The sequence below is a fragment of the Clostridioides sp. LIBA-6622 genome, assembly GCF_056716095.1.
Genome location: NZ_CP196998.1, coordinates 1,008,096 through 1,026,303, shown reverse-complemented (window position 1 = coordinate 1,026,303; position 18,208 = coordinate 1,008,096). Strand labels below are relative to the sequence as shown.

17 protein-coding genes are annotated in these 18,208 nt (G+C 28.0%); 2 read left to right on the top strand and 15 right to left on the bottom strand.

Going from position 1 to position 18,208, the window contains the following annotated elements:
* Positions 1-154: 154 nt before the first annotated feature.
* The 4 genes from ACTG47_RS04985 to ACTG47_RS04970 form a co-directional block, all read right to left on the bottom strand.
* A complete protein-coding gene (locus ACTG47_RS04985; RefSeq protein WP_169469433.1) occupies positions 155-394 on the bottom strand; it encodes a hypothetical protein in 240 nt (79 codons plus the stop codon).
* 174 nt (positions 395-568) lie between these two features.
* Positions 569-1,318: a glucosamine-6-phosphate deaminase gene (gene nagB / locus ACTG47_RS04980; protein ID WP_169469435.1), complete on the bottom strand. Its 750-nt coding sequence runs from the start codon at positions 1,316-1,318 to the stop codon at positions 569-571.
* 97 nt (positions 1,319-1,415) lie between these two features.
* Positions 1,416-2,549 (bottom strand): N-acetylglucosamine-6-phosphate deacetylase, encoded by a 1,134-nt coding sequence (gene nagA, locus ACTG47_RS04975; RefSeq protein ID WP_479926341.1) that lies wholly within the window; start codon positions 2,547-2,549, stop codon positions 1,416-1,418.
* A 9-nt stretch (positions 2,550-2,558) separates the two neighbouring features.
* Positions 2,559-3,293, bottom strand: a complete 735-nt coding sequence (locus tag ACTG47_RS04970; protein WP_479926340.1) for a GntR family transcriptional regulator — start codon at positions 3,291-3,293, stop codon at positions 2,559-2,561.
* 294 nt (positions 3,294-3,587) lie between these two features.
* Between ACTG47_RS04970 and ACTG47_RS04965 the strand changes: the two genes are divergently transcribed.
* Both ACTG47_RS04965 and ACTG47_RS04960 read left to right on the top strand, forming a co-directional pair.
* Entirely contained in the window at positions 3,588-4,430 is an 843-nt protein-coding gene (locus tag ACTG47_RS04965; protein ID WP_479926339.1) for a CvfB family protein, read from the top strand.
* A 20-nt stretch (positions 4,431-4,450) separates the two neighbouring features.
* Positions 4,451-4,804 carry a hypothetical protein gene (locus ACTG47_RS04960; protein ID WP_479926338.1) on the top strand — a complete coding sequence of 118 codons (354 nt, stop codon included), beginning with the start codon at positions 4,451-4,453 and terminating at the stop codon, positions 4,802-4,804.
* 249 nt (positions 4,805-5,053) lie between these two features.
* On the opposite strand, the gene ACTG47_RS04955 is transcribed toward ACTG47_RS04960, so the two are convergent.
* The 11 genes from ACTG47_RS04955 to ACTG47_RS04905 all read right to left on the bottom strand — a co-directional run bounded on the left by ACTG47_RS04955 (position 5,054) and on the right by ACTG47_RS04905 (position 17,819).
* Entirely contained in the window at positions 5,054-5,317 is a 264-nt protein-coding gene (locus ACTG47_RS04955) for a zinc ribbon domain-containing protein (protein ID WP_479926337.1), read from the bottom strand.
* A gap of 213 nt (positions 5,318-5,530) precedes the next feature.
* Positions 5,531-5,911, bottom strand: a complete 381-nt coding sequence (locus tag ACTG47_RS04950; RefSeq protein ID WP_169469446.1) for a GNAT family N-acetyltransferase — start codon at positions 5,909-5,911, stop codon at positions 5,531-5,533.
* A gap of 256 nt (positions 5,912-6,167) precedes the next feature.
* Positions 6,168-7,349, bottom strand: a complete 1,182-nt coding sequence (locus ACTG47_RS04945) for an NAD(P)-dependent malic enzyme (RefSeq protein ID WP_479926336.1) — start codon at positions 7,347-7,349, stop codon at positions 6,168-6,170.
* A gap of 66 nt (positions 7,350-7,415) precedes the next feature.
* A complete protein-coding gene (locus ACTG47_RS04940; protein WP_479926335.1) occupies positions 7,416-7,964 on the bottom strand; it encodes a Fe-S-containing hydro-lyase in 549 nt (182 codons plus the stop codon).
* Positions 7,965-7,976: 12 nt separating this feature from the next.
* A complete protein-coding gene (locus tag ACTG47_RS04935) occupies positions 7,977-8,816 on the bottom strand; it encodes a fumarate hydratase (RefSeq protein WP_169469449.1) in 840 nt (279 codons plus the stop codon).
* Between the two features lie 195 nt (positions 8,817-9,011).
* Positions 9,012-9,485, bottom strand: a complete 474-nt coding sequence (gene ybaK, locus ACTG47_RS04930; RefSeq protein ID WP_479926334.1) for a Cys-tRNA(Pro) deacylase — start codon at positions 9,483-9,485, stop codon at positions 9,012-9,014.
* Between the two features lie 122 nt (positions 9,486-9,607).
* Positions 9,608-10,306, bottom strand: coding sequence for an ABC transporter ATP-binding protein (locus ACTG47_RS04925; RefSeq protein ID WP_479926333.1), 699 nt, complete (start codon positions 10,304-10,306; stop codon positions 9,608-9,610).
* A complete protein-coding gene (locus tag ACTG47_RS04920) occupies positions 10,294-11,079 on the bottom strand; it encodes an ABC transporter permease (protein ID WP_479926332.1) in 786 nt (261 codons plus the stop codon). Before ACTG47_RS04920 ends, ACTG47_RS04925 begins: the two co-directional genes overlap by 13 nt.
* Positions 11,051-12,046, bottom strand: coding sequence for an ABC transporter substrate-binding protein (locus ACTG47_RS04915; RefSeq protein WP_479926331.1), 996 nt, complete (start codon positions 12,044-12,046; stop codon positions 11,051-11,053). Before ACTG47_RS04915 ends, ACTG47_RS04920 begins: the two co-directional genes overlap by 29 nt.
* Before the next feature lie 111 nt (positions 12,047-12,157).
* Positions 12,158-14,092 carry a YgiQ family radical SAM protein gene (locus tag ACTG47_RS04910; RefSeq protein ID WP_479926330.1) on the bottom strand — a complete coding sequence of 645 codons (1,935 nt, stop codon included), beginning with the start codon at positions 14,090-14,092 and terminating at the stop codon, positions 12,158-12,160.
* Positions 14,093-14,276: 184 nt separating this feature from the next.
* A complete protein-coding gene (locus ACTG47_RS04905) occupies positions 14,277-17,819 on the bottom strand; it encodes a sensor domain-containing diguanylate cyclase (protein ID WP_479926329.1) in 3,543 nt (1,180 codons plus the stop codon).
* Positions 17,820-18,208 lie beyond the last annotated feature (389 nt).

Sequence of the window (18,208 nt, the reverse complement as noted above, 5' to 3'; positions counted from 1 at the left end):
TTCTTAAACTCATTAACAAAATAAAACTAGGTAAAGTATCTATGAAGGGAGAATTTAAAATGAAAAAAGCTCTTAGATATCTTTTATTTTTAATTATTCTATTACTTATGTATTTCTTAGCTGTCAAATTAAATTTTGATTATTATCATCAAACTCATACCAGTTTTACACAAGACTTTAAAAAATTTGTTTTTATTAATTTGGTTTCCTCTGGTGGTATTGGTTTATTACTAGGTGTTGAATTATTTATTAATGAACATAAAAAAAATGGTAATTGGTATCTTGATATTCCAAGAGTAGTTATTCTCTGTATTCCATCTTTTTTTCTAGCATTAATGCCTATGCTAATCTTTATGTTTCCAGTTGGATATATTCCAATTATAGGTAATTTCATTATACTTGACCGAATACCACTGAATATAACAATTTTTAATATCTTACTTGGATACTTCTTGATAACGAGTTTTCGTAAAAAGTAATAACTAAATAACTTAAATAAAAATAGCTATATTTAAATAAATTCTATTATTTAAAGATAGCTATTTTTTACTTAAACTCAATTATATTCTTATACTAATTTATAATCTTTTGGATTCAGTTTACTTGCTGCTGCTTCATCTACTATAACTATAGTATCTTTGTGAAGTTGAAGTATAGAGCCAGGAACTTCTGGAGTTATATCTCCATAAACAGTTTTGTATACTGCATCAGCTTTTTCTTCTCCTGAAGCTAAAAGTAATATTTTTTTAGATTTTAATATTGAACCAATTCCCATACTTACAGCTTTTTTAGGTACATCTTCTCTTGATTCAAAGAATCTTGCATTAGCTTCTATTGTAGATTCTGTAAGTTCAACCACATGAGTTCTTTTTGCAAATTTATTGTCAGGTTCATTAAAACCTATGTGAGCATTACGACCTATTCCAAGTACTTGTACATCTATACCACCAGCTGCATCTATAGAAGCTTCATAATTTATACATTCTTCTTCAATATCATCAGCCATTCCATTTGGTAGATGAGTATTCTCTAACTTTATATTTACATGATTGAATAGATTCTCTTTCATAAAATAATCATAGCTTTGGTCATTAGATACTGGTAACTTATAATATTCATCTAAATTAAAGCTCATTACGTCTGAAAAATCTACTATGTTATCATTATATTTCTTTACTAAATCTCTATACATACCTACTGGTGTACTTCCTGTAGCTAGTCCTAATATTGAATTTGGCTTTAAAACTATTTGAGCTGCTATCATCTCAGCTGCTTTTTTACTCATTCCATCGTAATCTTTACATACTAATACTCTCATTTTGTTCCTCCTAAATTTTAGCTAATACTTTAATTGATATAAATTCAATTTACTATTTTTTATGTTACTTTTATCTTCTTTAAAGTTTGTTTTTATATTACATATTTTTATATACTACTTCGCCTAAACAAAGAGTCATCTTACAATCTAAATTCTCATCAAATACAGCTATATCTGCATCCTTACCTATTTCTAAACTTCCTTTTTTGTCATTTATACCTAAAGATGTTGCAGGATTTAAAGATGCTAAATTAATTGCTTCATTTACTTTAAGGTTTGTATTATCAAAGAAGTTAAGTACCATTTTATTTAAAGATAATACACTTCCAGCTAGTGCTCCATTTTCAAGTCTAGCTTCATTCCCCTTAACTACGACTTTCTGACCTCCAAGAGCATAATTTCCATCTTCAAGCCCACCAGCTTCTATAGAGTCTGTTATTAAAATAAGTCTTTCTTTTCCTTTATTATTCAATATAAATTGAAATAAATCTTTATTTATATGGATTGTATCTGCTATTAATTCACTATATACATTAGTTGTAAGTGCTGCACCAACAACACCTGGGTCTCTATGATTTAAACCAGTCATCGCATTAAACATATGAGTTACATTTGTTACGCCTAAGTTTATAGCTTCTTTAGCTTGCTCATAATTTGCATTACTATGACCAATAGATAATACTATATCTGTACATCTTTTTATTTCTCTAGTAAAATCAAAATCAATATCCTTCTCTGGAGCATATGTTATTACTTTTATAACATCTTTATATTCTTTAATAAATTCATATTTTGAATTTATTATAAATTTTTCGTTTTGTGCTCCTTTATAATTTTCATTTATAAAAGGTCCTTCTAAGTGTGCACCTAATACCTGTGCTCCTTTAAGTTTTCTATTTTGGGCTTTTTTTATAACTTCAAGCGCATCATAAACATGTTCTTTATCCATAGTCATTGTAGTTGGAAGAAAAGAAGTTACTCCATGTCTCATTATTGATTTTGAAATTGTCTCAATAGATTCATCTGTAGAGTCCATTGTGTCTTTACCCATATTTCCATGTATATGAATATCAATAAGCCCTGGAGATATATACTTTCCATCAACATCTATAACTTCACAATCATTTGGTATACTATCAGCTATATCAATTATTTTTTCATCAAATACGAGTACTTTATTTTCCAAGATTTGATTTTTTAATATTATCTTTCCATTAATTAAACATTTCATATTATTCACCTACTCACTCAATACTATTTCATATTGATATTTATCTGTTCTAAATATTGATATGGTATATTCTATAGGATTACCTTCTCTATTATAAGAATTTCTATGAAGCTTAAGAGCCAAAGCACCTTCTTCTGTCTCCAAAAGTTTACTTTCTTCATCAGAAAGTATTATTGGCTCCATTACTTGCTCAGCTTTTTGTATCTTATAACCATATTTTTCATTTAACACTCTATATAATGAAGAATTATCTAATATCCCTTTTGTAAGACCCTTACACATTTCTTCTGATAAATATACTATTTCCAATCCAAATGGCTCTCCATCAGTATATCTAAGTCTAACAATCTTATATATATTTGTGGTATTATCACTTATTCCAAGCTTTCTTTTAACTAAATCATCAGGTAGTTCCATCTCAAAGGATAATATATCCGTTTTTATATTTACTCCCTTTTCTTTCATAACATCAGTAAAACCTTTTACATTTGAAAACTGATACTTCTTTTTTTGCTTTGCAACAAATGTCCCTTTACCTTGTACTCTATAAAGAAGACCTTCTGTAACTAATCCAACAATCGTTTTATTTACTGTCATACGACTTACATTTTGTATGTTGCAAAGTTCTCTTTCTGGCATTATTGCATCGCCTTCTTTAAGTTCACCAGTTTCTATCATATCTCTTATTATTGAACTTAATTGAGTATGCAATGGTATATTACTAGATTTATCTACTATTTTCATATAGTCACCACTTTTCGATATGGTATATACCAATTTTGGTATATACCAATTATACTTTAAAAGAAATTTTATTTCAATAGTTTTTAACTTATTTTGTAAAAATTTTAGTAAAATGTAAAGACAAAAAAGAAATTGGAGTTTATACTATATAAGAAGCTAGAGAATTGCAAAATACATAGATAAATACATTATTTATTACAAATTTCACTAATACTAATACATATACTGTGAAAAACTACTACATAAGTATATTATGGCTAAATTATAAATATAAAATGAGAGGATGATTTTAATTTGATAAACATAGGTGATTTTAATAAACTTACAGTAAAAAGAAAAACTGAATTTGGGTATTTTTTGGATGGACAGACTAATAATACAAAAGACGATATACTTCTTCATAATAGATTAATTGGAAAAAATGAAATAAATATAGGTGATGAGGTAGATGTTTTCATATTTAAAGATTCTGATGACAGAACTGCTGCAACTTTAATCCCTCCTTTAGCTAAAGTTGGAGATGTAGCACACTTGAAAGTAGTTGACAATACAGATATTGGAACTTTCATAGATATGGGGCTTTCTAAGGACATACTAGTTCCTTTTAAAGCTAAAACTTATCCATTATTTAGAGACGAAAAATATTTATTTTATATATATTTGGATAAAAGTAAAAGAATTGCTGCTACTACAGATATAGATTCATATTTATCAACAGACCATACTTACAATATTGGAGATGTTGTAACTGGAATTGTGTATGGCTTCCAAACTAATAACTCTGCCATGATATGTGTAGATAATAAATATGCAGGTGTAATACTTCATAATGAATACTTTACTGAATTAAAAACTGGCGATGTTCTTGAAAATTTACATGTTATAAAGGTATATGAAGATGGAAAACTAGGTCTTTCTCCTAGAGGAAATAGAAAAGATGAACTTGATACTTTAGAAAATAAAATCTTAAGTTATTTAGAAGGCTCTGATGGATATATGAGATTTAATGATAAATCTGACCCTAAAGATATTTCTATATTATTTAATTCAAGTAAAAAGAATTTTAAAAGAGCTCTTGGAGTACTTATGAAAAAAGGATTAATCTATCAAGATGAAGAAGGAACTTATTTAAAGTAAAATATTTAGGAGAAATACACATGGATTTAGTTCAGTTAAAAATTAAAAAAGATAATTCTTTGGTAAAGTACATTAAGATTATCAGAAAATTTGATAACTCTTTATCTGTTAATGTTATTAAGCAACGAATAGAAAATGATGATTTTGTGGTGGGATTTGATTTAGAATATTATGATGTGCTAGAAGAACTCAACACAATTGATAGAAAAGAAGTTTTTCGTAATATGATAAGTGAACTTTTAGATTCCGGAGCCAGTATTACAATATACGAAAATGGTAACTTATCTTCATTGGAATTTTTGGATAATTGGTTAAAGACTCTTAAGCAGATAAATCTTGAGGTAGAGAAAGATATGTATAGAGAAATAGAATAGAAAAAATATATTTTAAACTTTGCAGTTTCAGGATAATATATATTTAACCATATAACTCATATCTAACATATAGTGGTATGCTATAAAGCATACCACTTGTTATTAATATTACATCTCATACTCTTCTACATGTACATTCTTATAAACATACCTAACATATTATATAAATAAGCCTAATCATTATACAGAATCAATATATTTATTATCAATTTTTATAAATTTTATGCCATCTACTAAATTTATAGAAAATTACTTCCAACGCTTTAATATTGGAAAGAACTTGTTCATCATTGTTCTTGCTTCATCTTCAGTCATACCTTTATTACTTTCAAGCATATGAGGTACACAAATCTCTATCATTTCTTCCATACTTACATCAGCTGTAAATTCACCATCTTTGAAACAATAGCTACAATAATCAGTACTTTTACTTCCATCTTTATTTGTCCCATATAATTCATCAGTTTGTCCCATTGGCATTGCACAACATTGGCAAAATTTAGTTTCTTCCATTTTAAATCACTCCTTATATTTTTCTTTGGCTCTTAACCATATTTAGATTATAGCAATACTAATATGACATTATTATGTCATATTAAAAATAAAAAATATCGACTTTATCACAAATTCACTATTACTAAAAAAATATTGATATGATATAAGAAATGAAATTATTACACCAAAAGGTTGTCCTTTTAGTATTATTAAAAACTGGAAGTTTAATAACTATATTTTCTTTTTTATTGTGTAGGATTGCAAACTTTTTTTGCATCCATTTTTTTCGTAGAACTCTTCTACTCCTGGCTGAGCACCAAAATACAACATGGTTGGAGTATTGTCTTTTGCAAGTTGTAGAAGATTACTGCCAATGCTTTGTTTTTGATACTCTGGAAGAACAAGCAATTCTGTAATTGTTCCAAAATAATATCCATCTGAAAGAACCCTCAAACAACCCACAAGCACTTTATCATCATAAGCAGTTATATTCAATGTTTTCGATAATGCAATCTGTGTTTTATCCATATCATAATCACCTGGCCATATTCTGTTAACGAATGGTATAAAAATTGAGGCATCAAGTTCTTGGTCATTAACTTTATATTTCATTATTTCTTACACCTCCATAAATTCAAATTTGTTACTTTATTATATCATTCCAATATAGGCACAACAATTAAAATCAGTACATATACATTTTTTAAAAAAAGAAAAAATACTTTCAAGAAACTACCATCAAATGAGGTATGTAATATTATTGATTAAATTTTCTTTATGAAGCTTTACAACTATGCACATGTTTAGAAAATAAAAGTAGAAATGCCCATATATCCAAAAAGATAAGGATGTATGAGCATATAAAGATTTATATTCTATTTACTTTAGTTTTTATTGCTGCTTCTTTAACTGCTTCAGCAACATTTTTTACAACATTTTTATTAAATACATCTGGTAATATATACTCTGGACATATCTCTTCATCGCTTATAGTATTAGCAATTGCATATGCAGCAGCTATTTTCATTTCTTCATTAATTTCTTTAGCCTTAACATCAAGTGCCCCTCTAAATATTCCAGGGAAAGCCAAAACATTATTGACTTGATTAGGGAAATCTGAACGACCTGTTCCCATTATGAATGCTCCACCTAGCTTTGCTTCTTCTGGCATTATCTCTGGAGTAGGATTTGCCATTGCTAGTATTATTGGCTTTTCAGACATACTTTCAACCATTTCCTTTGTAACAGCTCCTGGACCTGAAACCCCTATAAATACATCTTTTCCTTTTATAATATCTTTTAGAGGACCTTTTTCATTTCTTCTATTGGTTACTTCTAACATTTCTTTTTGAACATAATTTAGATTTTCTACATCAGCCTCTAATGCACCACTTCTATCACATAATATTATATTTTTAACATTCATATTAAGTAATATTTTTGCTATAGCTATACCAGCAGCACCTGCTCCATTTATTACTATTTCTAAATCTTCTATTCTTTTATTTTCAATTAATTTTATTGAATTTATTATAGCTGCTGCAACTATTATTGCTGTTCCATGTTGGTCATCATGAAATACAGGTATACCTAAAGATTTTTTTAGTCTCTCTTCTATCTCAAAACATCTTGGAGAAGATATATCTTCCAAATTTATTCCCCCAAATACTGGTTCCATCAATTCAACAGTTTTAACTATCTCATCTACATCATTAGTCTTTAGACATATTGGAAAGGCATCTACATTTGCAAATTGTTTAAATAATATAGCCTTACCTTCCATGACAGGTATAGATGCTTCTGCTCCAATATTACCCAATCCAAGCACAGCACTTCCATCACTAACTACTGCAACTAGATTCCCTTTAGAAGTATATCTATAAACATCTTCTTTATTTTCGTGTATTTTTAAACAAGGTTCTGCAACTCCTGGTGTATATGCTGTTGATAAGTCATCCTTAGTTTTAATTTCTACCTTACTTTCTACACTTATTTTTCCTTTATTTATTTCATGCATTTCTAATGCCAATTTTGCATAATCCTTAGACATTGATTTTCCTCCTTAAAGTATATACAACTATTTTTTAACTTTGATATTTATATAAATTTATAAACTTTATTTACATTCATAAAGTGCTCTACCTTGTTCGTATATATTATTTCCATAGCTGTCTATAGCCACTGTAAGCTTAAGGTCTTCTACTACAATCTTTCTTATAGCTTCAGCTCCTAAATCTTCATATGCAATTATTTCACATGATTTTATTGAATTTGAAATATATGCTCCAGCTCCACCTATTGCAGCAAGGTAAACTGCTCCATATTTTTGCATACCTTCTATAACCTCATCACTTCTTTTTCCTTTACCTATCATAAGTCTAAGACCTCTTTCTAAAAGAGGCATAGTCAAGTCATCCATTCTATAACTTGTAGTTGGACCAGCAGCACCTATAACTTCTCCTGGCTTTGTAGGAGTAGGTCCCACATAATATATTCCTTGACCATATACATCAAATGGTAATTCCTCACCTTTATTTATACAATCTATCAATCTTTTATGAGCAGCATCTCTTGCTGTATAAAGTATACCACTCAAACTAATTGTATCTCCACAATTTAATTTAGCTATATCAATTTCACTTACAGGTGTAGTCATTTTTATCATTTTATTTCCCCCCTAAATTACTACCTTTTTATGTCTTGATGCATGGCAGTTTATATTTACAACAACAGGAAGGCCTGCTATGTGAGTAGGAAAAGTCTCTATATTTAAACCTAAAGCTGTTGTAGTGCCACCCAAACCTTGAGGTCCTATACCAAGCTTATTAATAGATGCTAATAATTCACTCTCAAGTTTAGCTATGTTTTCATCTTTATTAAATTCTCCTAATTCTCTAAAAAGTGCCTTTTTAGCTATTTGAGCACATTTATCCACAGTTCCGCCTATACCAACTCCAATTACCATAGGAGGGCATGGGTTAGGTCCAGCTTCTGAAACTGTATCTATTATGAATTTTTTAATACCTTCCAAACCATCTGATGGTTTTAACATTTTCATTTTGCTCATATTTTCGCTTCCAAATCCTTTGGCTGCAAATTCTATTTTAACCTTATCGCCTTTTACCATATCATAATGAATAATAGCTGGTGTATTATCTTTTGTGTTCACTCTGCTAATAGGGCTTACAACAGATTTTCTTAAGTATCCTTCTTCATACCCTTGTCTTACGCCCTCATTTATAGCATCAGTAAGTGTATCTCCTTCAATTACAACATCTTGTCCTAATTCAACAAAAAATACAGCCATACCAGTATCTTGGCATATTGGTATATTTTTTTCTTTTGCTATTTTAGCATTTTCAACTAATATATTTAATATATTTTTTCCAACTTCACTCTTCTCACTTTTAGCTTTTTCTTTTATACAACTTAGAACATCTTCTCCTAAATATAGACTTGCTTCTATACAAAGTTTTTTTACATGTTCAACAATTTGTTCAGATTTTATTTTTCTCAATCGAACATCCCTCCATTACTTTATAAAAAATATTCGTGATTACACTTACACTTTACCATTATTCTTAAAATTTCTCAATATTTTTGTATAATTATATATAAGTAACTGAATATTTACTTCAGAGTTATTATTAATGTTATAAATAATATATCTTCTATCATTAAACATATAGTATCTATTTTTTATATGTAACAATTATTGTTTTATTACATCTACAAATTCTACTTGTATAAGCTTTTGTAAATCAAACGGTGACAACTCTATTTGATAGCCTATTTTTCCTGCACTCACAATAATTGTATCTAAATTTTTTGCGCTTTCATTTACAAAAGTTCTATAAAGCTTTTTCATACCTATAGGAGAGCATCCTCCTCTAATATATCCTGTAAGCTTATTTATATCTTTTACATGAATCATTTCCACACTTTTCTCTTTAGCTACCTTTGCAGCTTTTTTTAAGTCCAAATTTTCATGTACTGGTATTACATATACATATATATTCTTACTGACCCCTTGAGTTACTAAAGTCTTATACACTTCATTCACATCTCGTCCTATATCACGTGCTACCTCAACACCATCTACATGTTCACTTTTTACTTCATAAGACATTACTTTATAATCAACCTTATTTGAATCTAATATTCTCATAGCATTAGTCTTAATCATACATTCACTTCCTTTTTATAAAATACGAACATTATACATATTTTCGAATATTCTGTACTATTTTAATGTAGTCTTATAGATTTTAAATAAATATCTTTTAAAACAACAATATTATTATAACTCTATATCAACTTCAAGACTTCATTTTTTTCCAATTCATTAGAATTTTTTAATATTTTTTTTATTCTAATTGGAGAATCTCCTAAAATAAATATTCTATCTGCTAGAGATAAAGCTTCCTCAATATTATGAGTTACAAATAGCACAGTTCTCTTTTCTTTTTTTAGTATTTCTCTAAAATTATCCATTATAATTTGTGTATTCTTTACATCGATAGATTTAAAAGGCTCATCCATTATAATATTTCTTGATGGATATATAAGAGCTCTAGCTATATTTACTCTTTGCCTAAGTCCCCCACTAAGCATTTGAGGATAGAACTTTTTATATTCACTAATTCCAACCAAGCTTAAATACTCATCACAAATTTTATTTAGCTGAGTTTTATCATAGTATCTATTTGCAACTATCTTTATATTTTCTTCAACTGTTAACCAGTCAATAAGTCTATCATCTTGAAATATATAACTTGTGTCTAATCTACTTTCTACTTTATTCAATTCTTCTTTGATATTGAGATTGTCAGTATCATTTTTAATAATCCCACTTATTATATTCAAAAGTGTAGTTTTTCCACATCCAGATTTTCCAAGAATACAATTAACCTCATTCACATAAAAATCAATATTAAAATTTTTAAATATGACGTGGTCATTGTATCTTTTATTTATATTTTCAATACTCAACTTTATCTTTTCCATAAAAAAGCTCTCCTTGCTAAAAACTTTTGAGCTATTTGCAAAATGGCAGAAATTAAAAGAACAATAATTATCCATGCAAATATTCCAGATGTATTAAAATTGATTTTTTCAGTCTGTATCATAGTTCCAATACCATATGTAGGTTGACTATAGACCTCTCCTGCTATAACAACTTTCAAGCTTAAAGAAAATGTTGATACTAATATAGATATAATTTGAAATTTTATCGCTGGCAAATAAATTTTTAATACCTTATCTACAAATCTTATTTTATATATACTTGCCATTTCTAATAAATTCTTGTCTATATTCAATATAGCACCTAAAACGTTATCATATAATATAGGAAAAACTATAGCAAATCCAACTATAAAAGGTGTACTATCTTTTTCAAACCAAATAAGTGCAAGTACTACCAATATCATAGTTGGTATTGAACGTGCTAAAGCATTAATTGGTTTTAATAAATTTCTAAAAAATCTACTTAAATAGGACATTACTGACAATATGATAGCAAAAATCATAGCAAATAAAAAACTAAAAAAACATCTTCCCATAGAGTAAAGTATGTCTATATAAAAATTAGAATTAAGTATGGTTTCTTTAATACTGTTAAATACTTGAACTACTGTTGGTAAAAATATGTCATTATCAATTTTCAAAGCAATAATTTGCCATAAAAATAAGAGGATAACACAAGAAAGTGTTACCTCTAATTTATCTATAAATTGTTCTTTATTTTTTTTATTTTTCAACCGAGTATATGGCTTCATCAGGTACTTTGCCTCCTAATGTCTTATCATCAAAATCAGCCAATTTATCATAGTAGTTTTTGTAGTCTTTAAGCATATCTTTAACTGGAATATATTTTAAATTGGCTCTTTCAAGAGCTTTTTCTATTATCTTAGATTCAGTAGATATTTTTATTTTTTCAGAATATGCACCTAATTCTTCAGGATTCTTATTTGCCCAATCTATACTATTTGATAATTGACCTACAAAAGAATCAACAAAATCTTTATTATCTCTCAAGAACTCAGATTTCACAATTAATGTAGATTGTGGATAGCCATCTTTTGAACCACTCATTTCCTTCCATGAGTCATTTAAACTTTTTATGATTTTTATATCTGGGTTTTTAGACATCAAAGCACTAAGTGCAGGTTCTGGAACAATACCTGTTGTGATTTTGCCAGTGGCCAATAATGGTACTAATTCACTTGCTGAATTCACATAATTAAATTTTATATCTGAAGCACTTATACCCTTTTGCAATAAAATACTCTTCATAGTTATATCTGGAGTAAGTCCTTTACCAGTACATCCAACTTCTTTACCAAGTAAATCAGAATAGTCTTTTATATTTTCTGTTGATACTAAATAAAGTGAACCCATTCCCACAGTACCAACGATATTATATGATGAAGTTTTATTATATGCTATTGCAGCCATGTTTGATGGAACTATAGCTATATCTGCATCTTTTTTCATCACTCTTGTAGAAATCGCCTCTGGTGTCTTCTCAATACTATATTCTGTCTCATAACCCTCTTTGATTTCTGGATTTTCATTTGCAAGCTTAGCTATTGCCATTGCTGGCAATCCATCTGGAACAGCTACTTTTACCTCTTTAACCACTGATAACTCTTTTTTTGGAGATTTATTCTGCTCTGATGAGCATCCTACCAAAAAAGTCACACCGAATACTACTAACAATATTATAGAAATATACTTTTTCATCTTTTCCTCCCAAAGCTAACATCTTATAAAATAATTATATTTATTTATATTAATTTCTGTTAATTTATCGAATAATCCTTCTTATTTAAATATTTTTATTCATATTTCATCCTAGTACTTTTTCTTTTTCTTAGTTGAACTTTTTTGTTGATTTTTATTAGTTCTGTTATTTACATTAGTTTTTTGGTTTTTATTTACACCTTTAGATGTATTTTTCTTAGAATTATTTCTATTAAAATAAGGCTTCTCATCTCTTGGCTTTATTAGACATCTGTGTCCAAAACCAATTAAGTCTTCTCTTCCAGCTTCTACTAATGCAGAATACACTAAATCATAATTTCTAGGTGCTCTATATTGTAATAAAGCTCTTTGCATTGCCTTATCACGTTTTGCTTTAGGCACATAAACTGGTTTCATTGTAAGTGGGTCTATACCTGTATAAAACATTGTTGTAGATAGAGTACCAGGAGTTGGATAAAAATCCTGAACCTGCTCTGGTTGATAATGAGTATCTCTTAAATACTCAGCTAACTCTATAGCACTATTTAATGTAGAGCCAGGATGACTAGACATTAAGTATGGTATTAAATATTGTTTTTTACCCAATTCTTCATTTATAGCAAAAAACTTCTGTCTGAACTTATCATAAGTTTTTCCTGCTGGTTTTTGCATATATTCTAAAACTTCTTCTGATATATGCTCTGGTGCTACTTTTAATTGTCCACTTACATGATGCTCTATCAATTCCCTAAGAAACTTATTATTTTTGTCTGCCATTACATAATCGTATCTAATACCAGAACGCACAAATACTTTTTTTATTTTTGGTAATTTTCTTACAGCTCTAAGTAAATGTAGATACTCACTATGGTCTGCATCTAAATTTTTACATGGTGATGGTGATAGACATTGTCTATTTTTACAAGCGCCTTTAGTAATTTGTTTATTACATGCTGGTCTTCTAAAATTAGCTGTTGGACCTCCAACATCATGTATATATCCTTTAAAATCATCTAAATTTGTTATTCCTATTGCTTCATCAATAATTGATTTCTCACTTCTACTTTGTACTGCTCTCCCTTGATGAAATGTTATTGCACAAAAGGAACAGCTACCAAAACATCCTCTTGAGCTTACTATACTAAATTTAACTTCTTCTATAGCTGGTATCCCACCAGATTTTTCATACACAGGATGATATGTCTTTTGATATGGTAATCCATAGACTTCATCTAATTCTTCTCTGCTAAGTGGCTTCTCTGGCTTATTTTGTACTAAATACTTACTTCCTTGAGGTTGAACAATTACATTTCCTCTAAATGGGTCTTGCTCATCGTATTGAATTTTAAAAGCCTCTACATACTTCATTTTGTCTTCACATATTTCCTTATATGATGGAATTAATATATATTTATCATATATTTCATCCAATGTATCTGCAACATAACATGTCCCATCAATATGTCTAATATATTTTGGGTCATATCCATCATTAAGTGCATTTGCTACTTCTACAATCTGCTTTTCACTCATACCATAAACTAATAAATCAGCTCCACTATCTATCAGCATAGATTTTCTTACCTTATCACTCCAATAATCATAGTGTGCAAATCTTCTTAAACTGGCCTCAATACCGCCTATTATTATTGCTACATCACTATATGCTTCTCTTATTTTATTGCAATAAACTATAGTTGCTCTATCTGGCCTATAACCCATTTTCCCACCTGGAGAATACATATCCTTATCTCTGTGTTTTTTACTAACAGAATAATGATTTACCATTGAATCCATATTTCCTGCATTGACTAAGAATCCAAGTCTAGGCTTTCCTAACCTCATAAAATCTTCTGTAGTTTTCCAATCTGGCTGTGCTATTATCCCAACCTTATACCCAGCATTCTCTAAAACCCTAGATATTATTGCTGTCCCAAAACTATGATGGTCTACATAAGCGTCTCCTGTAACTAGAACAAAATCTAGTTCTTCCCATCCTCTATCTATCATATCTTGTTTACTTATTGGTAAAAACTTATTTTCCATATTATCACCTGCTCAATATATATTTAACAAATATTTTTTCATACAAAAGTATCTTTTTATTTTGTTCTTAACGCTTAATTATATCACAAAAAATACTTAAAACCACAACTTAAATAATTTATATAGACATTTTAAGTCCAATAAATTTAAATTGTGATTTTAAGTAAATTAATAATACAGTATTTTAAACATTTTCTTCAACCTCAAAACTACTTACTTCATTTCCAAATATTAAACATGCCTCTTTGCCATCAAACCATTTCAAAGTAGTTGTAGTTATATTTGCATTTATATCAAACTTTTTATTACGCATAAATGATTTACAAGTATCATCACTATCTTTTAGATGTCTCATAGGACATTTTTTACAGGGTTTGTTTTGATTGTTCAAGATTGTCTTATAACATAAATCACCTAAATGAGTATTTGGCGCTGACTCAAGCATTTTTTTATTTACAAATAACAGTTCATAAGTATTCCTATCAACAACATACGCCCATATGTCCATATTGTCCATTACAGACTTTTGAATCTTTAAAGACTCTTCTAGTTTGTTCTGAATACGCATTTTTAATAAGAACATACTAAGTGTTTTAGATATAAAGGTTAGTGTATTTACTTCGTCACTAGTCCACATACGATTATATAAACATTCATCAAAACCTACAAACCCTCTAAATTCATTGCCTTCTAAAATTTTACATTGTAATATTGAACGTATATCTTGAGGTTTAAGTATCTTTTTCTCATCACTACCTAAACTATCAATATCATTACAATAAAATAATCCATCTGCATTAAAGTTTAAAAGATAATTACCTAAATCATCATAATAAATATTTTTAAGATTATCAATTTCTGAACGTATTCCTTCATTACACCATTCAAATGTATTTTTACAAGATAAATTATCATCTGAGTTTTCGAATATATATACACGACTTACATTAAAATGCCTACCTACAATATCTAGAATTAAATTTACTGCCAGCTCTATATCATTTGATTCATATAGTATATCAAATATATAATTTGTTATATGTTCTTTAAAAGACCTCTCTATATTGGTATTTTCATCTGTATTTCTTGTATTAGTTATATATTGTGTTTTATCAATTCTTTTATCATATAATGTGTAACAATTTTTACCTTTTCCTTTAGCTGAGTAAAGGGCTATATCTGCATTTCTAAATAACTGCATATAGTCCATACCATCTTGTGGGAATCTAGCAATTCCTACACTCAAGGATATTTTATAATTGTTACCTGACCCCATAAAAGACCTTTCAAAGGCTTTTACCAATTCATCTGCTTTATTTATAATATCTCTTATTTCAGAAATATCCTTCATAAAAACAATAAACTCATCTCCACCAATTCTTCCTACTATATCAGATGCTCTAAATAAGTTGATTAAATCACTCGCAATTTCACTTAACACAGCATCTCCATATAAATGACCTAAGTTATCATTTATTCCTTTAAAGTCATCAATATCAATAATCATTAAAGCACCTTTTCTTTTTTTATCTAGTGTTATATATTCTTCTATAAGTGATTGAGATGCTTTTTTATTATATAAGTCTGTCAAAGGGTCCTTTTCTGCTCTTTCTTTCAATTTCTCCGCCTCTCGCTTTGACTCATCAATATCAGTCAAACTAGCTACAACTTTATAAGGTATTCCATTATCATCAAAAAGTGTTGTTGCCTTTATACTAAACCAAGCATAAGTGGTATCTCTAATTCTAAGTCTAATTTCACACTCCTCATATTCACTACCTTCAGAAGTAAGTTTAATCAATGAAACAAACTTATCCATATCATCCTGATATATATCTACTGATTTAATCAAGCTTTTTGTTGCATTCTCAGTTATAGGGTCATAACCAAACTTATTATACCAATTTGGTGAAATATTCATTTGGTCTTTTTCTATATCCCATTCTACTATGATATTTTGAGTCTGTTTTATAATAATCTCATGACGTTCTTCACTTTTCTTAAGCTGTTGTTCCAATAGTTTAGCAGAAGTAATATCTACAATAACACTACATAATACAGATTTGCCATCTTCATAAACTATTTTTCTCCCTTTTAATAAAATCCATATGATAGTTCCATCCCTTTTCTCAATTCTTTGTTCACTCGCAAATGTATCACTTACTTTGAGTTGTTCATTGATACTATCAATAAGTCCTATTCTATCGTCTTTAAAAATCAGTTTTATTAATTTATTATTTAATTCATCTTTCAGTTGTTCACGTGTATATCCAATCATACTTAAATATCCTTCATTTAAATATATACTGTCAAAATCATCATTTATCTCAGTTATAACTATCCCACCAACAATACTATTGTTAATAGCTTCTATTTCAAATCTTTTTGAATTTAGCTCTTCTTGTATTTTTTTAAGTTCTGTTATATCAGTTAAAACTCCCTGAATACACTCATTTCCTTTGTTATCCTTTATAGATTTACTTCTCTCTAAAATCCAAATTATACTTCCATCTTTTTTTACAATTCTATATTCAACTTCAATTTTATATTGTTTTTCTAATTGATTTAGAATAGTACAATTAAACTTGTCTATATCTTCTTTGTAAATCATATCTTTAAATTTATTTTTAAATATTTTATTTAAATCTTCATCAGAATAACCTGTAAGTTCCAGAAACCCTTGACTTACATATGTCATAGTCATATATTCATCTTTCAGACAGTTCTTAACACCCCCTAATATATTATCCGTAAGTGCTTTAAATTTTTCTTTTTCATTTATAATAACCTTAGTATTGTTATTTATAATGCAGGCTATATATACTATAAAAATCAATATAACTAGTAGTATTTCCAAAGCAAATACATATACATCATAAGATATGTTTTCTGACTGAATATACACTATTTCGTTTGGAACAACAGAAAAAATATACCAATCATTAATTCCAAGTGGCTTATAATTTAACATAAATTTTTCATTATCTAAATTATAATTAGAATATCCCGATTTATCATTTTTCATATTTTCTTTTATAGTTTTTATACAATCTACTTCATTACAGTTGTCTTTATTAAAAAGCTTAAATATACATGATAACATTTTGCTATTTGTATTTTGAGCAATTATATCTCCATTTTTTTTGGCAATAAAAACATCTGCTTTTCCATTAAATGCAGATAATCCTAACAATTCATTTAACTTTGTTGAATCATAAATTCCACTTAAAACACCCACTATTTTCCCACTTTTATAAATAGGTGTTGATAAAACTATTATTTCTTTTTTATTAATAATAGATTTTAAAGGCTCTGATATATTCCTTTCTCCATTTTTAGCTTTTTTAAAATAATCTATATCTTGAATATTGCTGATGACCCCATCATTAGAATAACTTTTCCCATTTAATGTAGAAACTGTCATGCTAATTAAAGAGCTTCGATTTACACTAGAATTCATTAAATCAATCACCATTTCATCATTTATATTATTAAAATTACCAATAAAATTAGCAATAGATTCAATCATGTCAAATTGACCACTAAGTTTTGTCTTGAGATTAATAATATTATCTTCTGTAAACTCAGACAGATATGTATGTGTGGTTTCCTTTAACTTATTATCTAATTTAAATTTAAACTTAAAAATAGCCCCACCAGTTAAAATAATTATAATAATAAACAAGATACTAATACCTAAGATTCTTGGCTTTAGTCTGTTAATCATACTCACATCCTCATTATATATAATTATATTGTTTAATTCTTCAGTAGGAAATTATTTTAAATCAAAAGAAATACTTAAAAGACTAGTAATCTTTACTCACATTGCAAACATTTGCATTTATTCCTATTATTAATATTTTTCAATAAATATTTTCTTTCTTCCTATATTAGAATTAAACAACATACATTCAGATTTATTTATAAAGCATTCATTCATACTTCATGCTTAATAAATATTAAAAACTCTAACTCTACTTTTAATTTACCAAAACTGATAATGTAATATATTCATTATTATTCATTCCTTTTCTAATTAATTACTATACCCTTAATTTCATACAAAAAAAGAATATGTATTTTCTCACATAAAATACATTTTTATACTTATTA

Bases quoted from the DNA above. Each gene is read 5' to 3' on its own strand.
- ACTG47_RS04985 (WP_169469433.1), bottom strand. From the start codon at position 394: ATGAAATTACCTATAATTGGAATATATCCAACTGGAAACATAAAGATT.
- nagB (WP_169469435.1), bottom strand. From the start codon at position 1,318: ATGAGAGTATTAGTATGTAAAGATTACGATGGAATGAGTAAAAAAGCA.
- nagA (WP_479926341.1), bottom strand. From the start codon at position 2,549: ATGAAATGTTTAATTAATGGAAAGATAATATTAAAAAATCAAATCTTG.
- ACTG47_RS04970 (WP_479926340.1), bottom strand. From the start codon at position 3,293: ATGAAAATAGTAGATAAATCTAGTAATATACCATTGCATACTCAATTA.
- ACTG47_RS04960 (WP_479926338.1), top strand. From the start codon at position 4,451: ATGGATTTAGTTCAGTTAAAAATTAAAAAAGATAATTCTTTGGTAAAG.
- ACTG47_RS04955 (WP_479926337.1), bottom strand. From the start codon at position 5,317: ATGGAAGAAACTAAATTTTGCCAATGTTGTGCAATGCCAATGGGACAA.
- ACTG47_RS04950 (WP_169469446.1), bottom strand. From the start codon at position 5,911: ATGAAATATAAAGTTAATGACCAAGAACTTGATGCCTCAATTTTTATA.
- ACTG47_RS04945 (WP_479926336.1), bottom strand. From the start codon at position 7,349: ATGTCTAAGGATTATGCAAAATTGGCATTAGAAATGCATGAAATAAAT.
- ACTG47_RS04940 (WP_479926335.1), bottom strand. From the start codon at position 7,964: ATGATAAAAATGACTACACCTGTAAGTGAAATTGATATAGCTAAATTA.
- ybaK (WP_479926334.1), bottom strand. From the start codon at position 9,485: ATGATTAAGACTAATGCTATGAGAATATTAGATTCAAATAAGGTTGAT.
- ACTG47_RS04925 (WP_479926333.1), bottom strand. From the start codon at position 10,306: ATGGAAAAGATAAAGTTGAGTATTGAAAATATAAATAAAAGATACAAT.
- ACTG47_RS04920 (WP_479926332.1), bottom strand. From the start codon at position 11,079: ATGAAGCCATATACTCGGTTGAAAAATAAAAAAAATAAAGAACAATTT.
- ACTG47_RS04915 (WP_479926331.1), bottom strand. From the start codon at position 12,046: ATGAAAAAGTATATTTCTATAATATTGTTAGTAGTATTCGGTGTGACT.
- ACTG47_RS04910 (WP_479926330.1), bottom strand. From the start codon at position 14,092: ATGGAAAATAAGTTTTTACCAATAAGTAAACAAGATATGATAGATAGA.
- ACTG47_RS04905 (WP_479926329.1), bottom strand. From the start codon at position 17,819: ATGATTAACAGACTAAAGCCAAGAATCTTAGGTATTAGTATCTTGTTT.